We start from the raw sequence: 15,700 nt of genomic DNA on the forward strand, positions 1-15,700 counted from the left end.
GAGCTTCGTGATGCCCTCGGCCGCAGGTGCGACAGTTTGGGAGACATGCCCTAGGTCGCCTCAAGTCCCGCTGGTGATCCCGAACTTCTCTGCCACGAAGCGCCAGAACAGTGCGACCGCTTCCGTCGGCGGCCGGCTGATCTTGTCGTTGCGTCCGGATGGGGTGACGTGCTCGATAACCACATAGCCCGTACCAGGCTCGAGGTCCGTGCGGACGTGGAGGTACTCGATCGGGGGATGCGTCGGCACCGGCCGGGGCGTGACGAGCAGGTCGTAGTGCGAGGTGAGCGCGGAAAGCTGCTGCGCTCCGTCACCAGCGAGAACGCTTTCGGTGATGGCCCTCAGGTGTGGGAGCGCCGGGTTGTGATCTGCGAGCTCGCGGTGGTCGAGAGCGATGTCCGCCCACGGTCGTTCACGCCAGACGTGGGGAAAGGCCAGGTGGCGTGTGGACATCATCGATGCAGCGTGGCACGGATACGACAGCACCGGGGCAGGTGGCGCGGCTGTGGGTGTTCCGAAGCGCCCGTCAGAAGGACTCGTCTCTTGGCCGTCCGGTCGACGTCGGCCATGCGGCGCTCGTCGCCTTAGCCCCAAACGGTCAGCGGTGACGGCTGCTCCTACATTGACCGGCGCCGCCAGCAACGGCAGGAGGGGTCAGGTTATGACGCTCCCTCGGTCAATCTGTGCTGCATCGCGACAGAGATGCAAGGTTGTTTGTCTGGACTCTCGTCCGAGTTTGGCCACCCGAGACGTCCCGGGTCTCCGCGCGCCGCGGCCCGTGCGGGCCAGATTCTTGAAGCTCAGCCGGTCGCTGCGGGTGGGGTCCACCTGCCGAACCACTGCTCGGCGTCGTATGCCTCGAACCGCTCGACCTCGACGAACCCCAGCCTCGCCGCAAGGCGCATCGACGGCCCGTTTGCGGTCTGGGTGGTGAGTACGACGGTTTCGCCGGGTAGTGCGCCGGCGAACCAGACGAGTGCGGCTTCGCAGGCCTCGGTGGCGAATCCGCGTCCCCATGCCACCGGCAGAAGCAGGTACCCGAGGTCCACGTGGCCGGCCGCCTGGCGCACCTCGTAGTCGACGTCGCGGCGTTCGAGCTGGACCGTCCCGACCATCGCTCCGTCGAGGTCGATCACGAAGTGACCGGGACGCCCCCGTGGAGCCGCCGGTAGCGCGCGTTCGACCGCCTCACGAGATCGTGCTCCGCCCGTGAAGGTGCCGACGTCGGGTGAGGTGTAGAGGTCGACGAATGCCGGGCGATCGCGCGCCGCCGGGGGGCGGAGCAGAAGTCGATCGGTGGCGATCGGTCCGGGTGGCCACGTGACGCGCCCGAGTTCTGCCATGCCCCGACAGTACGGACGCGACGCTGACAGCGCCCTCGACCCGTGCACGCTGCCCACTCACCCACCCGACTCGTCGGACAGTCGTAGGAGGATGCGCGTCATGAGCGAACGGTTCTACTCGGACGCAAGGTTGTACGACCGGTTGTTCCCGGCCCGCGAGCCGGCGGTCGATTTCTACAGGGCTGAGGCCGACCGGCAAGGCGGGTCTGTCTTGGAGCTCGGGTGCGGCACCGGCCACAAGCTGATCCCGGTCGCGTCCGACGGGCATCCGTGCGTGGGCCTAGAGCTCTCGCCGGACATGCTCGCCGAGGCTCAGCGCAAGGCGGTCGAGCGTGGCGTGGAGCTGGACTGGGTGCAGGGCGACATGCGCGAGTTCGACCTGGGCCGGACGTTCGACCTCGTGATCATCGCCGCCAACTCGCTGCTCCATCTGCATGAGACGTCCGACCTGGTCGACTGCTTCCGGTCGGTGCGACGGCACCTGGCGCCAGGAGCACGGCTCGTCTTCGACGTGTTCAACCCGAGCGTGCAGATGCTGGCCCTTGCCGACGGCGTCCGACGGAGGCGCGAGGCGCTGTCGTTCGTGGATCCCGATCGGGGCGTCGTGCACGTCGACGTCGCGGAAACCTACGACGCGGCTGCGCAGGTCACGCGCGGGAGGTGGTACTTCTCGACCGAGTCCCAGGCCGACGTCGTTGTCGTACCGCTCGAGATCAGGAGCATCTTCCCCCAGGAGCTGCCTCTCCTGCTCTCACTGGGTGGGCTTCGGCTCGTCGAGCGCTTCGGCGACTGGTCCGGTGGACCGTTCACCGGGGACTCCGCGGTCCAGCTCTGCGTCTGCGAGTCGGACTGAGGGAACGAGTCAAGGCCTCGAACGTCCGGTCGAGGTGCGCCGCACACACCCGTTCCTGCGCCGACTGGGCCAGCCCACTCGAGCGGGGCTACCCGGTGCGAAGTGGATATCGCTCGAGCACCTCGACAATGTCTTCCGACCACCAGCTGAGCGTCACCTCGTCCGCGGTCACCCTGATGGGCAGCACGTCCCTCAGGAGCGCCACGTCGGTCTCGGGGAGTTCTTCGCCGATCGACAGGTGAGGCACGACTTCGTCGAACATCCCGCCGTACGGCGGCCACTGCGGGAAGGCTGCAGCCAGCATCTCCGTGAGCCGGAGGAACGGGTCGGCAGGGTCAGGCACCAGGTACGTGAGCCCACCGCCGAAGCGTCCGACCGCGGAGAGCTCAAAGTCGAACGCTCCGACGGGCGCCAGGAGTTCGCGGATGGTGCCGACGAGGGCCTCATCGACGTCGGACCGATCGACGAACGGCCCGAGTACCGTGACGTGCGGGCACACGGGCGCGACCTCGAGCCGCGCAGCGATCGACTCCAGCGCGGGAACGGGAACCTGGATCACCGTGTGCCCCATGCCCACCAGTGTGCCCAGCACGGCGCAGATGAACCGACGTCGTGCGTCGGTCCCCACGAGACGTCGGGACCGTCAAGACGACGAGGCTCACAGCTAGTCGATCTGTCCTGCATCTCGACACTAGGTCTGAGCCGAATCCTGGTCCCACCAGTCGAGCGCCCGTGCTCCGATCAGGGTGAGCCACCGCGACGACTCACCCTCGGGGGCGTCGACGTCGAACCACGTCCGGCCGGGCAGGGGAGCGCCCTGCAGCCAGGTGCCGTCCGGCTGCCGCGCGGCGCGCACGAGATCGACGGCATCGGCGAGACGCGGATCGGGAGGCGTCCCGTCGAGCTGCGCGGCGTCGCGGAAGTGATCGAGCGCCATGAGCGCGCTGTACCGGTGTCGGTTCGGGAACACGAAGTGCGCAACGAAGTCACCGACGGACGAGCCCGTGGTCGCCCGGTACAGGAGGTGCCGGCTGAGCAAGTACTCCTCGCCGGCGTGCCGGGCTGAGCGGAGGCTGGTGTCGCCGGTGATCCGCTCATAGGCGAGCGTGCTGCGTAGTGCGTTGAGGGTCGAGTGGAACGAGGAGCGCGTTGAGCGACCCTCCTCTGCTTCGCAGTTCCAGCCGCCGTCGGCGAGGCGGTGGGTGGGGAACCATGCGGCAAGGGCTGAGACGTCGGCGCCGAGCCACGCCCCCGTCGCGAGCGTGTAGGAGTTGATGCAGACGTCGATCTCGCCCCCCCAGTACGGCAGGTCGTCGTACTCCCAGCGACTGTTCGCCGCGAGCTTGTCGGCCGTCCCGGTCAGCACGGAGGCGTCGAGGCCCCACTCACGCAGGTCCTTCAGCGCCCAGGTCGTCGCGGTCCACGGCTGGCCCGGACGATCGGCTTCGGCACTCCCGAAGAATCCGGCGGGGAAGTACGCGCCGCCTGCCCACTGACCATCCGTGTCCTGCTTCGAGAGCAGCTCGGCGCCGAAGCCCTCCGTAGCGATCCGGGCCCGAGTCGCCTCCCAGGTCTCGGGCGGGGCGCCCGCCAGATCGCGCTCCACCTGCCAGCGGAGGGCTGGATCGGAGTCGAGCAGCCAGGTGAGCAGGCGCTGGTCTGTTGCCATCGCTCCACGCTAGCTGCGACCTCACGAGGACGTCGACGCTCCCAGTGACGGCCGGTCCACGGCCACTCTGGCCAGGGCAGGGCGTCGATGCCACGTGGCCGTGCTCATCCCCAACGGCCGGGCCAGGCGAGACAGAGCCGCGGTCGTCAGCCGTGCGTCGTGCGGGTGATCGTCGCCTCGAACGCGCCGCTGTTGTTCTGCACGCCGGCGTCGTTGACGCCGAGGTAGAGCTCACCGTCTTTCGTGCAGACGTAGGTGGCTTCCTCGCCGACCACGAAGAACGTGCCCGGGTCCTCGTCGAGGCTCCCGATGATCGTCATCGTGTTGGCGTCGGGGAAGCCGTCGACGTTGTACTGGTGGAACTCCGGGTCCAGCAGACCGGTCGGCCCGACGGTCCCGCTGGGTGTCTGGTCGTGCGAAGCGGACCCGCTCATCGCTATGGCGAGCACGTCGCCGGCCTCGCACTCGACCCCCATCGCCGTCCAGACCTGCGTGGCGGGCACGCTGCGGTTGGCGACCGTCACCGCTGGCTCGACCGCTGTCTCGGTCTGCGACGGCGTGACCGGCGGTGAGGTCGTCGAGGCGGCCGGCCCCCCGGTGTCGTCGGTCCCGCTGTCGGGCCACAGCGTGAACAGCAGCGCCCCGAGGACGACCGCCCCGCCGGCGCCCGCCGCGATCCCGATGAGCAGGGACCGGCGCGAGGTGTCCGGCGGGGGCGCACCTGCTCCGCTCTGCCACTGGCCCGCCCCGAACCCTTGCGACGACACGACCGGCGGAGGCGACGTCGGTGACGTGGACCAGTCGTCGAAGCCGCCCTGCCCGGCTCCGGTCGACGCAGGTCCGGCCGGCTCGTCAGGGAGCCGGCTGGCGCCGTCGTCGGGGCCGTTCGTCGTGTCCACAGCGCACCTCCCGTATCAGCAAGGAACGCCGATGGCTCCAGGCTGATACGACGACGCGCCCCGGCGGCGGCCGAACGCGCCGACGAAAGGGCACCGATCAGCGCCCGTCCTGCCGCCCGTCCCGCCTCGCCGTTCCGGAGGAGCGGATGCGGCGCGCCCGCCACTCCAGCCCAGGCCGACTCCCGAACGTCCTTGTGTACGAGAGCACTGTGGACGAGATCGACCGGCTGGTCTGGTCCCCCAGGCCCGGAATCGCCACTCAGTCGAGGCCGAGCAGTCCGTACAGCTCCCGCAGGTCGGTCACGACGGTCTCGGGGCGCTCGGCCGGCTGCTCCGCCGCGGTGCCACGTCGATCCAGACCGGGCGCAGTCCGGCCCCGCGTGCGCCGCCGACGTCGGCGACGAGGTTGTCCCCCACGTGCAGCGTCTCCGACGCCGCCGACCCCAGCCCGGAGAGCGCCAGCGCGAAGATCGCGGGATCGGGTTTGTGCACGCCGTGCTCTCCCGACACGATCACGACGTCGAAGGCGTCCTCGATGCCCGTCGCCAGCAGCTTGGCGCGCTGCAACCCGCTCGGGCCGTTGGTGATGAGGGCGGTCGGGACACCCCGCTCGCTGAGCCACCGGAGCACCTCGGCGGACTCGTCGTACAGGCGGAACGCCGTGCTCTCGGTCGAGGTGTGCAGAGCGTGCGCCTCCACGGCAGCGGCGGCATCCGTCACACCCACCGTGGCCAGCGCACGCCGCCAGACCTCCGTCGGCAGGGACTCGGGTTCGATCTGTCCCCGCATCCAGGCGTCGCCGACCTCGGTCCAGTACTCCCACCAGGCGGTCTCGTTCGCGGCGGCGAGCGCCTCGGCGTCGACCCCGAAGCGATCGGCCAAGCGCTCGGACACTGCCCGCACGACGCCGTCGACGTGGTCGTCGCGCAGCAGCGTGCCGTCGAGATCGAAGCAGACCGACCTTGCCGGACTCATGCGCTCTCCCCTGAGGTGACCGGTGTGTGCGGAAGGTGCCCGGAGAACCGTAGCTCTGTGGCCGCACCGGACGGAGTGCCCTGCGGTCGAGCGGCGCTCAGTGACCCGCGGCGTCGAACGCGGGCGCGAACCGCAGCTCGCCACGAGGCGTGGGGCCCGAGAAGGTGATGTGCTGGACGGCGGCCCGGTCTAGTCCCAGGTGCGACAGCGGGCCGTTGCCCGTGAAGCCCAGTCGGCCGTAGATGTTCGGATCACCGATCAGCGCGCAGCCGCGCGCCTCGCGGTCCCGCAACCGGCGCAGACCCTCAGCCACGAGTGCCCGACCGACGCCCCGCCGTTGCCGGTCGAGCCGGACGCAGATCGGCCCGAGCCCGAACCAGCCGTCGTGCGCCCCGTCGATCGTCACGGGCGAGAACGCGACGTGCCCGATGACGTCGCCGTCGTCCTCGGCCACGAGCGAGAGCGTCAGGTCACCGGACGCCCGAAGCGACCGGATGATCGGTGCCTCGGAACCGTCGCTGAACGACTGCGGCTCGAAGGCGGCGATGGTCAGCCGATCGATGGCGTCGACATCGTCGGGGCGTTCGGGTCGGATCAGCACCGTCGTCGGGTCAGGAGGCCGGCGTACCGCTCGGGCCGATCGGGAGGGGCTGGCCGGCGCGGAGCATCTGCCCGGCGGTGGCCTTGGCGTCGATGACGTCTACATTCCACAGCGCCGCGAGCGCGGTGCCGTCGTCGCCCGTGTAGCCCGCGTCCCAGAAAGCGGTCAGCTCCAGCATCGTGATGGTGTCGGGATCCGTCAGGTCGAGCGACGAGCCCGGCGCGATCGGCACGGGCTGCCCGTCGAGCAGCAGCTGCCCCGCCCGCCCCTTCGCCTCGGCGAGGTCGACGTGCCAGAGATCGGCGAGCGCGCTCGCGTCCTCCATGTAGTAGCCCGCATCCCAGAACGCGTCGGCCCGCTCCTGCGTGTACTCGTCCGCCCCCGCGACGACCTCAGCCGCCGTCGGGTCGTCTGTCGCCAGGGCCGCGTCGTCCATCGGTGCCAGAGGCGCAGCGTCACCCGCCGTGACCTCAGCGGCCGGTCGGTCAGCGGTCGCGAGCGCGTAGGCGACCCCGACCGCCCCGACCGTGAGCGTCACCGCGACGACTCCGACGGCGGCCGTGCGACGGGGGGAGCCGGTGCTCGTCTGTGGCTTCATCGGTCCTCCATGGAGATCGTGGGTGTCGAAGCCTCTCGACCGTGTCCCGGAGCCGGACGTCGAGTGCCGCGTGACGCTGTCCACCGAAGTCAGGTGCGGCCGGCCCCGCGCTCGCCACCCTAGAACGCGGGCGATCCCGACACGCGGGAAACGGGGACGGGCATGTCGACCGCCGTTCCCGCCGCTCGCGCGGGGGGGGGGCTTAGTGGGAGCGCACGACGGCGTAGTCGAGCACCAGCACGCCGGTGCTCGTTGGCGTGCAACCCTCCAGTCGCAGGCGGGTCGGCTGGTTGGCTTCCCGGAACAGGCGTTTGCCAGTGCCGAGGACGAGCGGGTGCACGAACAGGCGATACCGGTCGACCAAGTCGTGGGCGACGAGCCCCTCCACGAGCACTCCACTGCCCAGGACTGCGATCGTGCCCGAGCCGTGCGACTTCAGGTCGGTGACGGCGTCGGCGAGCTCTCCGTCCAGAACGTGGGCCTGGCGCCAGTGGAGCTCGAAGGGTGTCCGGGTCGCGACGTACTTGTCGGTGGCGTTCAGGTGCCTGGCCATCAGGTTCGTGTCCGGCTGGGACGGCCAGTACTCAGCCATCTTCTCGTAGGTGCGCCGCCCGAACAGGTACGCCGTAGTGCCATGCAAGCCCTCGGCCGCAGCAGCTGCCTGCACCTCGTCGCCGTAGGGCGCGGCCCACCCGCCGTGCTCAAAGCCGCCGTCGCGGTCCTCGTCGGGAGAACCCAGCCCCTGCATGACCCCGTCGAGGGTGGTGAACTCGATGACAACCAGATCTCGCATCGCACACGCCGCCTCCCGGACCCAGCCCCGTGCCGGGTTCCGTCACCAGCTACACGAACCGTGGACGCCGAGATCGACTGCAGTCGTGCCCGGATGTGTGACGACAACGAACTCGTCTCCGGCGGGCTGTCCGCCGCGAAGGGCTGGTGCATCAACGGCGCGGACGGGTGAAGGGTTCCCCGCGAGGCGATCCGTGGAACGTCTGGTGGGACTGAGCCGCGGGACGGTCGCGCTGCCCGCGCGCAGCGGCTACGGGATGTCGACCTGTGGCGGTGGCGGCGAGGAGACCTCGTCCGCCGTCTCCCCCGACAGCTCGCCGCGCCTGCGTCTCCGGCGGAACCGGATCCACACGAGGACGAGCCCGACCAGCGCGACCAGGACCAGCAGGGGCGCCAGGATCGCCGCGAACGACAGCCCGACGCTGGTCACGTCCTCGACGGTGCTCACCACGGGTGCCCCGGCGCCGAGGGTCGTGACATTGACGACGGGCCGCACGGTGGCCTTCGCGCCGTGCACGACGAGGGCCAGGACGATCCCGATGACGATCGGGACCCACTGGCCGGACTCGACGAACGCTTGGGGATCCGTGACGACGGCGGTCTGCGAGCTCGAGCCCGCACCGAACGCGATGCCACCCGCGACGGGCCGCACGACGGTCTGCACGATGTCGTTGACGCTGTCGACGCCGGGGATCTTGTCGGCGACGACCTCGAGCGCCAGGAGCACGGCCAGCACGGCCAGGACCCAGCCGTTCGTGAGCCACTCCCACCCGGCGGGCGTGTCCATGAGGTCCGTCCACCGCGCGAGCGCGCCGATGACCAGCAGCGGGATGTACGCGTTGAGACCGGCCGCGGTGGCCAGTCCCGTGCCGGTGAGCGCCTCGAGCATGCGGCCAGCATCCCACTGCGGCCGGGCAGGGTGCGCGCGTTACGCGGCCCGCATCAGCCACCGGGCGAGCGCGTCGGAGATCGGCAGCCCCGCGGCCGTCTCGTACCAGGAGTAGCCCGGGGACGGGTTGACCTCGAAGCACACGATGCGGCCGTCGTCCGCGAGCTTCAGGTCGACGCCGGCGAACGGCAGGTCGAGGTCGCGGGCAAGGCCGATGCACCGCTCGGCGACGTCGTCGGGCAGCGCGTACGGCGCGAGCGTGGCGTCCTCGCCCACCTGGGCGCGGGCGTAGCGGTAGTCGGTCGCGGACGAGTCGACGATCGCGGCGTACACCTCGTCCCCGACCACGTGGACGCGCACGTCCCTGCCTCGGACGTTCTCCTGGAACTGCACGGGGCACCAGCGGATCAGCTCCAGCCGCTCGGCCTCACGGTCCAGGTCGACGACGCTGACGATCGAGCGAACGCCGCTGACCGACTTGTAGATCGCTCCGCGGTGCGCGCGGACGAACGCCCGGGCCTCCTCCGGGTCGTCGGTGACGACCGTCTCGGGGGTGTCGAACCCGCCCTTCTGCACCAGCTGCGCCTGGTACGGCTTCGACATGTTGGAGGCCATGGCGGACAGCCGGCTCGCGACCCGGCAGCCCAGCGCGTCAGGAGCGCCCTCGGTGAAGGCCATCAGCGCGTCGAACTCCGCGCGAGCACGCAGCATCGCGGGATCGTCGGCAGGCACGTCCTTGAGCTCGGGGACGAGCTCCGGCTCGATCGGGCGCACGTAGACGCCGGAGATGTCGCCGACGTCGGTCGTCCGGTCGCCGACCCGGATCGAGCCGCGCAGCTCCCCGCCCGAGAGATGGATGTCGACGCTCTGCTCCAGGAACTGACGAGGGTGGACCACCACCGGGTCAGCGCCCTGGCGCGCCAGGGCCCCCAGCAGCAGCTCGACCGGACTCTCCGTCGGCACTCCCCACACCATGACGCTCATGCCGGCACCTTCTCCACGAGTCCGACCAGCTCCTGGACCAGGGCGTCGCCCGCGACCATCAGGTCGGGCAGCGGGGTCATCCCGGCGAACCACCACCGGCTCCCCGCGACCACGATGTCGATGCCGATCAGGCCCTCGGCGGCACCCACCGCAGACGCGAAACGCGTGATCGCCGACGAGAAGCCTTCGGGCATCCGTGCGCCGGCCCGGTGCTCGACACCGTCGGCACCCACGACCCGGCCGTCGAGGACGACGAGGTGCAGGACGCGGGCGGCCCCCGCGGCGCCGCGCACCGCGGCCTCGAGGAGCCGGAGCGTGGCAGTGCCCGCTCCGAAGTCGGCGTCCGGCACGTCGAGCCCTGCGCGGTGGGCGACGACGGCGGCGCGCAGCGGGTGCGGCGACGGACCGGCGAGGCAGGTGGGTGAGGGGCGGTTGCGCACCGCACCCGGCACGGCCGCGAGCCAGCTCAGCGCGAACGCGGTCATCTCCGCCCCCGCGTAGTCACGCTCGCCCGGCTTCGCCCACTGCCACGCGGCGACGGGCGGAGAGAGGAGCCTGTTGACGACGAGGTCGGGCTGGTCGATCACCCCGGCCTCGCCGAGGTCGACGATCGCCCGCGTGCCGTCGCGGCCGATCCACTGCGTTCGTCGCCGAGCGAACGACAGCAGTCCGGAGGTGACGAGCATGCAGCTCTGACCGAGGTCGCGGAATCGCGAGTCCAGCCAGAGTGCCGCACTGTCGTCGAGGTCGCACAGAACGACGAACATGGTGTTCCCCTCGGTAGGGACCCGGCCGGTGAGGTCGTCACCGGCCGGGTCGCCGTCTGCTCAGCCCAGAAGGTTGTCGAGGTCGGACTTCGCAGTCGCGGCCTCGGTGACCTGACGCTCGGCCTCGGCACGCAGTGCCGCGATCTCGTCGGTCGAGAGCTCCTCCTCGGCGCTGAACGCGCTGGAGGTCAGGTCAGGGCGCAGCTCGGGCGAGATGAAGCTCTCGAGCGAGCCCAGCCTGCCCTCGAGCTCGGCAAGGCGGCCGGCAAGACCCCCACCGAAGCCGGGGCCCTCTCCCGGGTCGCCCGGGTCGAAGGGGATGTCGGGCGACTTGAACACGTCCTTGATGTCCTTGAGCCGCTTCCCGTCGATGATGAGCTCCTTCTTGAGCTCCTTGTCCTTGATGAGGTCCTTCCTCAGCTCCTTGTCCTTGATGAAGTCCTTGCGGAGCTCCTTGTCCTTGTCCTTGATGAAGTCCTTGTGACCGTCCTTGATGTCCTTGATGATCGACTTCCCCTTGGGGATGGCGATGTTCAGCTCGGACAGGACGCTCGCGATCGGGTTGCCCACGGTGTTGGTGCCGGATCCCGCGAACAGCAGGGCCACGACCGCACCGGTCGAGTCGACGATGACGGACCCGGAGTCGCCGTGGTCGGAGAACAGCGGGTTCTGTGCGGTGTCGGTGGCGATGCTCACCTGGTCGGTGAGGACGTGGACGCCCAGGCCGTCGCCGTAGTCGACGCTCACCGAGAGCGACAGCCCGTCGACGGAACCGTGGGTCAGACCGGTCGTGCGGCCGCGCTTGCGGACCGCCATCCCGAGCGTGGCCGGCTTGGTGCCGTTGACCGTCCCGATGTCGACGATCGTTCCCGCGGTCGTCTCGCCCGGGTCGATCGAGAGGACGGCGCCGTCCACGTGCGCCGACAGGACGGCCCGCAGGATCGCCCCGAACTCGTCGCCGGGCACCGTGCCCGTGTCGACGCGGCTGGGCTGTACCTGACGGTCGCCCACGCTCCACCCGCTGTCCACGCACGCCACGTGGAAGTTGGTCACGGCCGCCTTCTGGCCGCTGACGTTGTCCGTGACGATCGCGCCCAGCGTGCCGGCGAAGACGAAGCCGCCGATCGCCCTGCTCGGGCCGATGCTGATGCCGCCCTGAAGGGTGGCGTAGTGCGTCGTGTCCGCCTGAGCACTGAACTCCATCGGCTCGCGGACGACCTGCAGCTCGTAGGTGCGCTCCAGCACGTCCGTGACCGCGCCGTCGATCGCCGAAGGAACCATCTGTGCCTTCGGCACGCTGGCCTTCTTCTTCGCGACGTGGACCCGGATGGCGACCTCGTCGGTCTGGACACCCCCGACGACCTTGTACCCGACATCGATGCCGGTCACCCCGGGCCGTGCGAGGTACTCCGCCTCGACGCGCTCCTTGATGGTGACCAGCTCCGCAATGGATGGCATGGCTTACCCCCTCGTATGCACCACCGTCGGATGAGCAGACACCCACCCATGAGACAGGAGCGCACCGTCGAGGGCAGAGATACCTCGCACGACGGCGGGCGCCGTCCCGGCACGGGTGGGACGATGGTGCGATGGCACTCACCTATGACGAGGCCGTCGCCGTCCAGCGCGAGCACGAGGCGCGGCTCATCGATCTCGCAGGCGTCAACGCGGTCGGCGTCAAGCAGACCGACTCCGGTCTGGTGCTCGAGGTCACCGTCTCCCCGGACGCCGACCTCCCCGCCGAGCTGGATGCCGACGAGCTCGATGGCCTGCCGCTCAAGGTCGTCCGCGGCGGCTACACGCTCCAGTGACGCCGGGTCCGGTCACCCGCTGACGATCACCAGCTCGTTACCTTCGGGATCGGCGACCCGCCACCGACCCGCCGACTCGTCCAGCAGCCGGCCACCGGCGGCGAGGGTCGTGGCGAGGCGCGTCCGCGCGAGGTCCGACGGCACAGCGAGCTCGACGTGGATGCGGTTGCGCTGCCGACGCCGCTCCGTCTCCGACGTGTCGATCTCCTGGAAGACCAGCACCGGGTTCAACCGCCGTGGGTCGGCGATGTCGCTGGCCCCGGCTCGCCGGTCCGGGTCGTACCCGAGTGCGGCGAGCCAGAACGCGCGCACCACGGCGACGTCGGCGGCGTCGAGGAACAGCTGAGCGAAGCGCGGCAGCGCCGGATCGGCGGTGGCCCCGATCTCGCGGGCAGCGGTCTGGAGGTGCTCGGCGAGGTCGGTGAAGTCGACCTCGAGACCGTGGGCGTCAGCCTCCGCCTGGTCCTTCCCGCTGTCGAGGATCACCAGCCCGGGGCGCAGGTCGACCAGCAGCGGGAAGCCGGCGTCGTCGGCCAGCGCCGCGGCTGCGGCGGCCAGGTCCTGCTGCTGCGTCGGCGACGCGACGCGGTAGCACGCCATCGCGCTGAACACCGCCTGCCAGTCGGCTGTCCCGATCGCCTCGCTGAGCGCGTCGCCCGGCACGAGGTCGACCTCGTTGCCGTCGGCGTCGGCGTGACAGACCCCGAACGCTCCATACGCCTCACCGAGACCCGCCTGCTCGACCGCGGCGGCCGGCCGCACGACGTCGAGGTGGAGGCGGTTGCGTAGCGGCCGTGGCTCGGTCGACGGCCGGATCCGCAGCTCCGGGTCGCGTCGCAACGGATCGGCGAGACCGCCGTCCTCCCCGGGCGCGTAGTCCAGCGCACGCTGCCAGAACGGCGTCACCGCAGACGGGTCCGCGGACTCGAGCACGACGCTCAGGTGCTGGAGCGCGGCAGGGTCCGCGACCAGCCCGAGCTCCCGCGCCGCCGCAGACACCGCCTCGGCGTGCTCGTCCGAGTCGAGGCGCACCCGGACCCCTGTCGCGCGCAGATCGACCACGGCCTCGGCCGACAGCTCCGCGATGCGGCCGGCCAGCGCGGCCCCCCCGACCAGCGACGGCGCGTCGAACCATGCCGTCGTCACGCCGTCGACCACGCGCCAATCCGTTCCGACCTCTGTCATGCCCGGCACAGTCGAGCCCCTTCCGGATGGTGATCTCTTTCCGGCCGGGGCGTGGATGGACGTCGTCGGCAGTGCCCCGCGCCAGTATCGCGGGTCGGGCGGAGCCGGTCCATGGCCAGGTGCCAGTCGCCCGGACGGTCAGAAGCTCCCGGTCGTGCCCTGCGCCGCCCGGAGGAAGGCGTCCGCGTCGACGGGCTCGAGCCTGTCCAGCACCACGACCGCGTCCGCGTCCTCGAGGTCGTACGACTCGACGCGCCACTCGACCTCGTCGACCCGGACGAAGACGTAGCCACTCTCACTGCGCGTGATGTCCCCGTGCGGCCCCCGGCCGATCACGGTGCAGGTCGGCTCGGTGCGCAGGGGTGCGCAGTCGGTCCGTTCCGTGGTGGTCGCGACGACGTAGTTGCCGTCGCCCGCCGTTCCCGTGTCGCGCCGCCACTGCATCCGGAGCGGCTGGTCGTACCCGGGATACGGCAAGCTCGTGCTCAGGTACGCCCACCCGCCGGGCAGCGGGCTGTCGAGCGAGCGGCCGTCCGTCAGGGGGAGTGCGCCCGCGAACCGTGCGAGCTCGGCGCGCCGCTCGCGGTCCTGGCCCCAGCGTTGCGCCCCGGCTTCGACGAACCCGAGGACCACCGCGGCGACGACCGCGACCGCGACCCACCTCCGCCGCACGTGGCCGGTCACCGCGAGCGGCAGCAGCACGGTCAGGCTCAGCAGGCACAGCTTCGTGCCTGTCCCGCCCCACGCCAGGGGGCCTACCGACACGATCGTCGGCGTGAGCACACCGGCGACGGCGGCGAGAGCCGGCCGCCACCTCTGCCCACGCGGCAGCACCCGCCCGAACGCGACCGATGCCGTGACGACCAGCGCGACCACACCCAGCACGGCCGCGACGGCCATCCCCACCAAGGCGGTGCCGAGCCCGTCCCAGCCCTCCGCCGCCTGCGACACCAGCGAGACGGGGATCATGACCGCGACGACGACGGCGACGGGCACGACAAGGGTGAGCACGGACGCCCGCAGCACGTCCCGACGGGTCCCGACAGCCACGGCCGGACCCTAGCAGCGCGTCACCGCCGTTCTCAGGCCTTCTCCGATCCTGCGGCGAGCAGCGCCGTGATCTGGTCCGCCAGGTCGGAGGGATCGACGGACCCGCCCGTGTCGACGCGGATCACCGGTCCGAGGGCCAGCGGGCGTGCGTGCGACTGCCAGTGGTCCCAGTCGTCGAGGCGGTGCGCGTCGTCGTGCACCTCGGCTCGTCGACGTTCCGTGTAGCGGCGTCGGACCACGGCGGGATCCGCCTCGCACCAGACCTCGAGGACGGTCCGCGCGCCCGCGACCAGGACGCCGGCGCGAGCGTGCTCCAGGTCCCGTGGGGCGAACCACCAGGAGTCGACGAGGACGACGTCAGCGATCCCAGCAGCCATCGACCAGACCGTGTCCATGGCCACCGCGCCCAGCTGGGCGGACGTCAGCGCAGCGCCCGACCCGGCCGCCAACGCTTCCTTGATCGCGTCCTTGGAGAGAGCGGGCCAGCCGGTGCGCGCCGCGAGCTCGTGCGTGAGCGTCGTCTTGCCGACGCCCGGCAGGCCGTTGATCAGCACCACCGAGCGCGCCATCGGCCCATGGTGGCACGGGCTCCCTACCGCGAGGACAGTGGATCCCATGCCCCTTGCCCACGGTTACGGAGCTCTCGTCGGCACGCTGGTCTCCAGCGTCCGCGACACCCCGGACAACCAGGGGCGCTGGTTCCACGTGAACCTGACGGTGCAGACGGAGGCGGGCAGGTACCGGTGCGCGATCGACGTCGACTCGGCCAAGTCGTCGGTGGGCGTGCAGTGGCGCACGTTCGCCGTGTCCGCCGCCGAGCTGGGCCCGGTCGTCGCGCTCACCGACGGTTTCCACCTGCTGGCCAGCACACCGACCAGCGGTGCCGTCGACCTGATCCGGCATCCCGCGTTCCGGCCGCGCGGCGGCTGCTTCTTCGTGACGGCTCCGCCGGTGTGGCTGGCCGCCATCAACGCGTGGCTCGCCGCGCACTCGTGGACGGCGGGCGACAACGTCGCGGCGGCCACCGCGCTGGAGTCGGTGCTCCAGGTGGGGGCGCGGGTGGTCGTGTTCGGGGAGCCGTTCACCACCGGGCTGGGCGTGCACAACGTGCACCAGAACCAGGGCGATCCCCTGGGGTCGCCGTGGGCGGCGGAGAACGGCATCTGGCAGGACGGGGCGACGCTCGTCATGAACCAGGACGGCGGCTACGCGGCGTTCGTCTCGAAGTTCTCGACCCAGTCATCGACGACGGACAACGCCGGCCACCCGACCTGAGCGCGCGTC

At 70.9% G+C, this 15,700-nt stretch carries 19 protein-coding genes; 3 read left to right on the forward strand and 16 right to left on the reverse strand.

All coding sequences use genetic code 11. The features are described 5' to 3' along the window. Positions 1 to 60: 60 nt before the first annotated feature. Together HP550_RS17655 and HP550_RS17660 are read right to left on the reverse strand one after the other, a co-directional pair. A complete protein-coding gene (locus HP550_RS17655) occupies positions 61 to 456 on the reverse strand; it encodes a hypothetical protein (RefSeq protein WP_175348991.1) in 396 nt (131 codons plus the stop codon). A 344-nt stretch (positions 457 to 800) separates the two neighbouring features. After that, on the reverse strand, positions 801 to 1,343 hold the full coding sequence (locus tag HP550_RS17660; RefSeq protein WP_175349454.1) for a GNAT family N-acetyltransferase: 543 nt from the start codon (positions 1,341 to 1,343) through the stop codon (positions 801 to 803). A gap of 100 nt (positions 1,344 to 1,443) precedes the next feature. On the opposite strand from HP550_RS17660, the gene HP550_RS17665 reads away from it, so the two are divergent. Then, positions 1,444 to 2,196 carry a class I SAM-dependent methyltransferase gene (locus HP550_RS17665; RefSeq protein ID WP_175348992.1) on the forward strand — a complete coding sequence of 251 codons (753 nt, stop codon included), beginning with the start codon at positions 1,444 to 1,446 and terminating at the stop codon, positions 2,194 to 2,196. An 88-nt stretch (positions 2,197 to 2,284) separates the two neighbouring features. Here the strand turns inward: HP550_RS17665 and HP550_RS17670 are convergent, their stop codons facing one another. The 11 genes from HP550_RS17670 to HP550_RS17720 form a co-directional block, all read right to left on the reverse strand. Further along, positions 2,285 to 2,695 carry a 2'-5' RNA ligase family protein gene (locus HP550_RS17670; protein WP_343048247.1) on the reverse strand — a complete coding sequence of 137 codons (411 nt, stop codon included), beginning with the start codon at positions 2,693 to 2,695 and terminating at the stop codon, positions 2,285 to 2,287. A gap of 192 nt (positions 2,696 to 2,887) precedes the next feature. Continuing rightward, complete coding sequence (locus HP550_RS17675) at positions 2,888 to 3,865, reverse strand: squalene cyclase (protein WP_175348994.1); 978 nt, start codon at positions 3,863 to 3,865, stop codon at positions 2,888 to 2,890. A 146-nt stretch (positions 3,866 to 4,011) separates the two neighbouring features. Continuing rightward, positions 4,012 to 4,764 carry a hypothetical protein gene (locus tag HP550_RS17680; protein WP_175348995.1) on the reverse strand — a complete coding sequence of 251 codons (753 nt, stop codon included), beginning with the start codon at positions 4,762 to 4,764 and terminating at the stop codon, positions 4,012 to 4,014. A gap of 300 nt (positions 4,765 to 5,064) precedes the next feature. After that, on the reverse strand, positions 5,065 to 5,739 hold the full coding sequence (locus tag HP550_RS17685) for an HAD family hydrolase (protein ID WP_175348996.1): 675 nt from the start codon (positions 5,737 to 5,739) through the stop codon (positions 5,065 to 5,067). 97 nt (positions 5,740 to 5,836) lie between these two features. After that, complete coding sequence (locus HP550_RS17690; protein ID WP_175348997.1) at positions 5,837 to 6,340, reverse strand: GNAT family N-acetyltransferase; 504 nt, start codon at positions 6,338 to 6,340, stop codon at positions 5,837 to 5,839. 10 nt (positions 6,341 to 6,350) lie between these two features. Next, on the reverse strand, positions 6,351 to 6,938 hold the full coding sequence (locus HP550_RS17695) for a hypothetical protein (protein WP_175348998.1): 588 nt from the start codon (positions 6,936 to 6,938) through the stop codon (positions 6,351 to 6,353). Positions 6,939 to 7,140: 202 nt separating this feature from the next. Beyond that, entirely contained in the window at positions 7,141 to 7,731 is a 591-nt protein-coding gene (locus tag HP550_RS17700) for a dihydrofolate reductase family protein (protein WP_175348999.1), read from the reverse strand. 249 nt (positions 7,732 to 7,980) lie between these two features. Further along, entirely contained in the window at positions 7,981 to 8,619 is a 639-nt protein-coding gene (locus tag HP550_RS17705) for a DUF4126 domain-containing protein (protein WP_175349000.1), read from the reverse strand. Between the two features lie 39 nt (positions 8,620 to 8,658). After that, complete coding sequence (locus tag HP550_RS17710) at positions 8,659 to 9,603, reverse strand: ATP-grasp domain-containing protein (protein WP_175349001.1); 945 nt, start codon at positions 9,601 to 9,603, stop codon at positions 8,659 to 8,661. Next, positions 9,600 to 10,370 carry a hypothetical protein gene (locus HP550_RS17715; protein ID WP_175349002.1) on the reverse strand — a complete coding sequence of 257 codons (771 nt, stop codon included), beginning with the start codon at positions 10,368 to 10,370 and terminating at the stop codon, positions 9,600 to 9,602. The genes HP550_RS17710 and HP550_RS17715 overlap by 4 nt, the downstream gene beginning before the upstream one ends. Before the next feature lie 60 nt (positions 10,371 to 10,430). Next, on the reverse strand, positions 10,431 to 11,828 hold the full coding sequence (locus HP550_RS17720) for a chymotrypsin family serine protease (RefSeq protein ID WP_175349003.1): 1,398 nt from the start codon (positions 11,826 to 11,828) through the stop codon (positions 10,431 to 10,433). A gap of 131 nt (positions 11,829 to 11,959) precedes the next feature. Between HP550_RS17720 and HP550_RS17725 the strand changes: the two genes are divergently transcribed. Next, entirely contained in the window at positions 11,960 to 12,181 is a 222-nt protein-coding gene (locus tag HP550_RS17725; RefSeq protein ID WP_175349004.1) for a hypothetical protein, read from the forward strand. A 12-nt stretch (positions 12,182 to 12,193) separates the two neighbouring features. Here HP550_RS17725 and HP550_RS17730 read toward each other — a convergent pair whose 3' ends face one another. The 3 genes from HP550_RS17730 to HP550_RS17740 all read right to left on the reverse strand — a co-directional run bounded on the left by HP550_RS17730 (position 12,194) and on the right by HP550_RS17740 (position 14,985). Further along, complete coding sequence (locus HP550_RS17730; protein WP_175349005.1) at positions 12,194 to 13,366, reverse strand: VOC family protein; 1,173 nt, start codon at positions 13,364 to 13,366, stop codon at positions 12,194 to 12,196. A gap of 138 nt (positions 13,367 to 13,504) precedes the next feature. Further along, positions 13,505 to 14,416 carry a hypothetical protein gene (locus HP550_RS17735; protein WP_175349006.1) on the reverse strand — a complete coding sequence of 304 codons (912 nt, stop codon included), beginning with the start codon at positions 14,414 to 14,416 and terminating at the stop codon, positions 13,505 to 13,507. A 32-nt stretch (positions 14,417 to 14,448) separates the two neighbouring features. Next, positions 14,449 to 14,985 carry a P-loop nucleotide/nucleoside kinase family protein gene (locus HP550_RS17740; RefSeq protein WP_175349007.1) on the reverse strand — a complete coding sequence of 179 codons (537 nt, stop codon included), beginning with the start codon at positions 14,983 to 14,985 and terminating at the stop codon, positions 14,449 to 14,451. Between the two features lie 46 nt (positions 14,986 to 15,031). Here HP550_RS17740 and HP550_RS17745 point away from each other — a divergent pair, with 46 nt between their 5' ends. Beyond that, positions 15,032 to 15,691, forward strand: coding sequence for a DUF2278 family protein (locus tag HP550_RS17745; protein WP_175349008.1), 660 nt, complete (start codon positions 15,032 to 15,034; stop codon positions 15,689 to 15,691). The last annotated feature ends 9 nt before the right edge of the window (positions 15,692 to 15,700 follow it).

The sequence above is a fragment of the Cellulomonas humilata genome (assembly GCF_013359775.1).
Classification (GTDB): Bacteria; Actinomycetota; Actinomycetes; order Actinomycetales; family Cellulomonadaceae; genus Cellulomonas; species Cellulomonas humilata.

Bases quoted from the DNA above. Each gene is read 5' to 3' on its own strand.
- HP550_RS17675 (WP_175348994.1), bottom strand. From the start codon at position 3,865: ATGGCAACAGACCAGCGCCTGCTCACCTGGCTGCTCGACTCCGATCCA.
- HP550_RS17720 (WP_175349003.1), bottom strand. From the start codon at position 11,828: ATGCCATCCATTGCGGAGCTGGTCACCATCAAGGAGCGCGTCGAGGCG.
- HP550_RS17745 (WP_175349008.1), top strand. From the start codon at position 15,032: ATGCCCCTTGCCCACGGTTACGGAGCTCTCGTCGGCACGCTGGTCTCC.
- HP550_RS17665 (WP_175348992.1), top strand. From the start codon at position 1,444: ATGAGCGAACGGTTCTACTCGGACGCAAGGTTGTACGACCGGTTGTTC.
- HP550_RS17710 (WP_175349001.1), bottom strand. From the start codon at position 9,603: ATGAGCGTCATGGTGTGGGGAGTGCCGACGGAGAGTCCGGTCGAGCTG.
- HP550_RS17660 (WP_175349454.1), bottom strand. From the start codon at position 1,343: ATGGCAGAACTCGGGCGCGTCACGTGGCCACCCGGACCGATCGCCACC.
- HP550_RS17715 (WP_175349002.1), bottom strand. From the start codon at position 10,370: ATGTTCGTCGTTCTGTGCGACCTCGACGACAGTGCGGCACTCTGGCTG.
- HP550_RS17655 (WP_175348991.1), bottom strand. From the start codon at position 456: ATGATGTCCACACGCCACCTGGCCTTTCCCCACGTCTGGCGTGAACGA.
- HP550_RS17700 (WP_175348999.1), bottom strand. From the start codon at position 7,731: ATGCGAGATCTGGTTGTCATCGAGTTCACCACCCTCGACGGGGTCATG.
- HP550_RS17740 (WP_175349007.1), bottom strand. From the start codon at position 14,985: ATGGCGCGCTCGGTGGTGCTGATCAACGGCCTGCCGGGCGTCGGCAAG.
- HP550_RS17730 (WP_175349005.1), bottom strand. From the start codon at position 13,366: ATGACAGAGGTCGGAACGGATTGGCGCGTGGTCGACGGCGTGACGACG.
- HP550_RS17695 (WP_175348998.1), bottom strand. From the start codon at position 6,938: ATGAAGCCACAGACGAGCACCGGCTCCCCCCGTCGCACGGCCGCCGTC.
- HP550_RS17705 (WP_175349000.1), bottom strand. From the start codon at position 8,619: ATGCTCGAGGCGCTCACCGGCACGGGACTGGCCACCGCGGCCGGTCTC.
- HP550_RS17725 (WP_175349004.1), top strand. From the start codon at position 11,960: ATGGCACTCACCTATGACGAGGCCGTCGCCGTCCAGCGCGAGCACGAG.
- HP550_RS17685 (WP_175348996.1), bottom strand. From the start codon at position 5,739: ATGAGTCCGGCAAGGTCGGTCTGCTTCGATCTCGACGGCACGCTGCTG.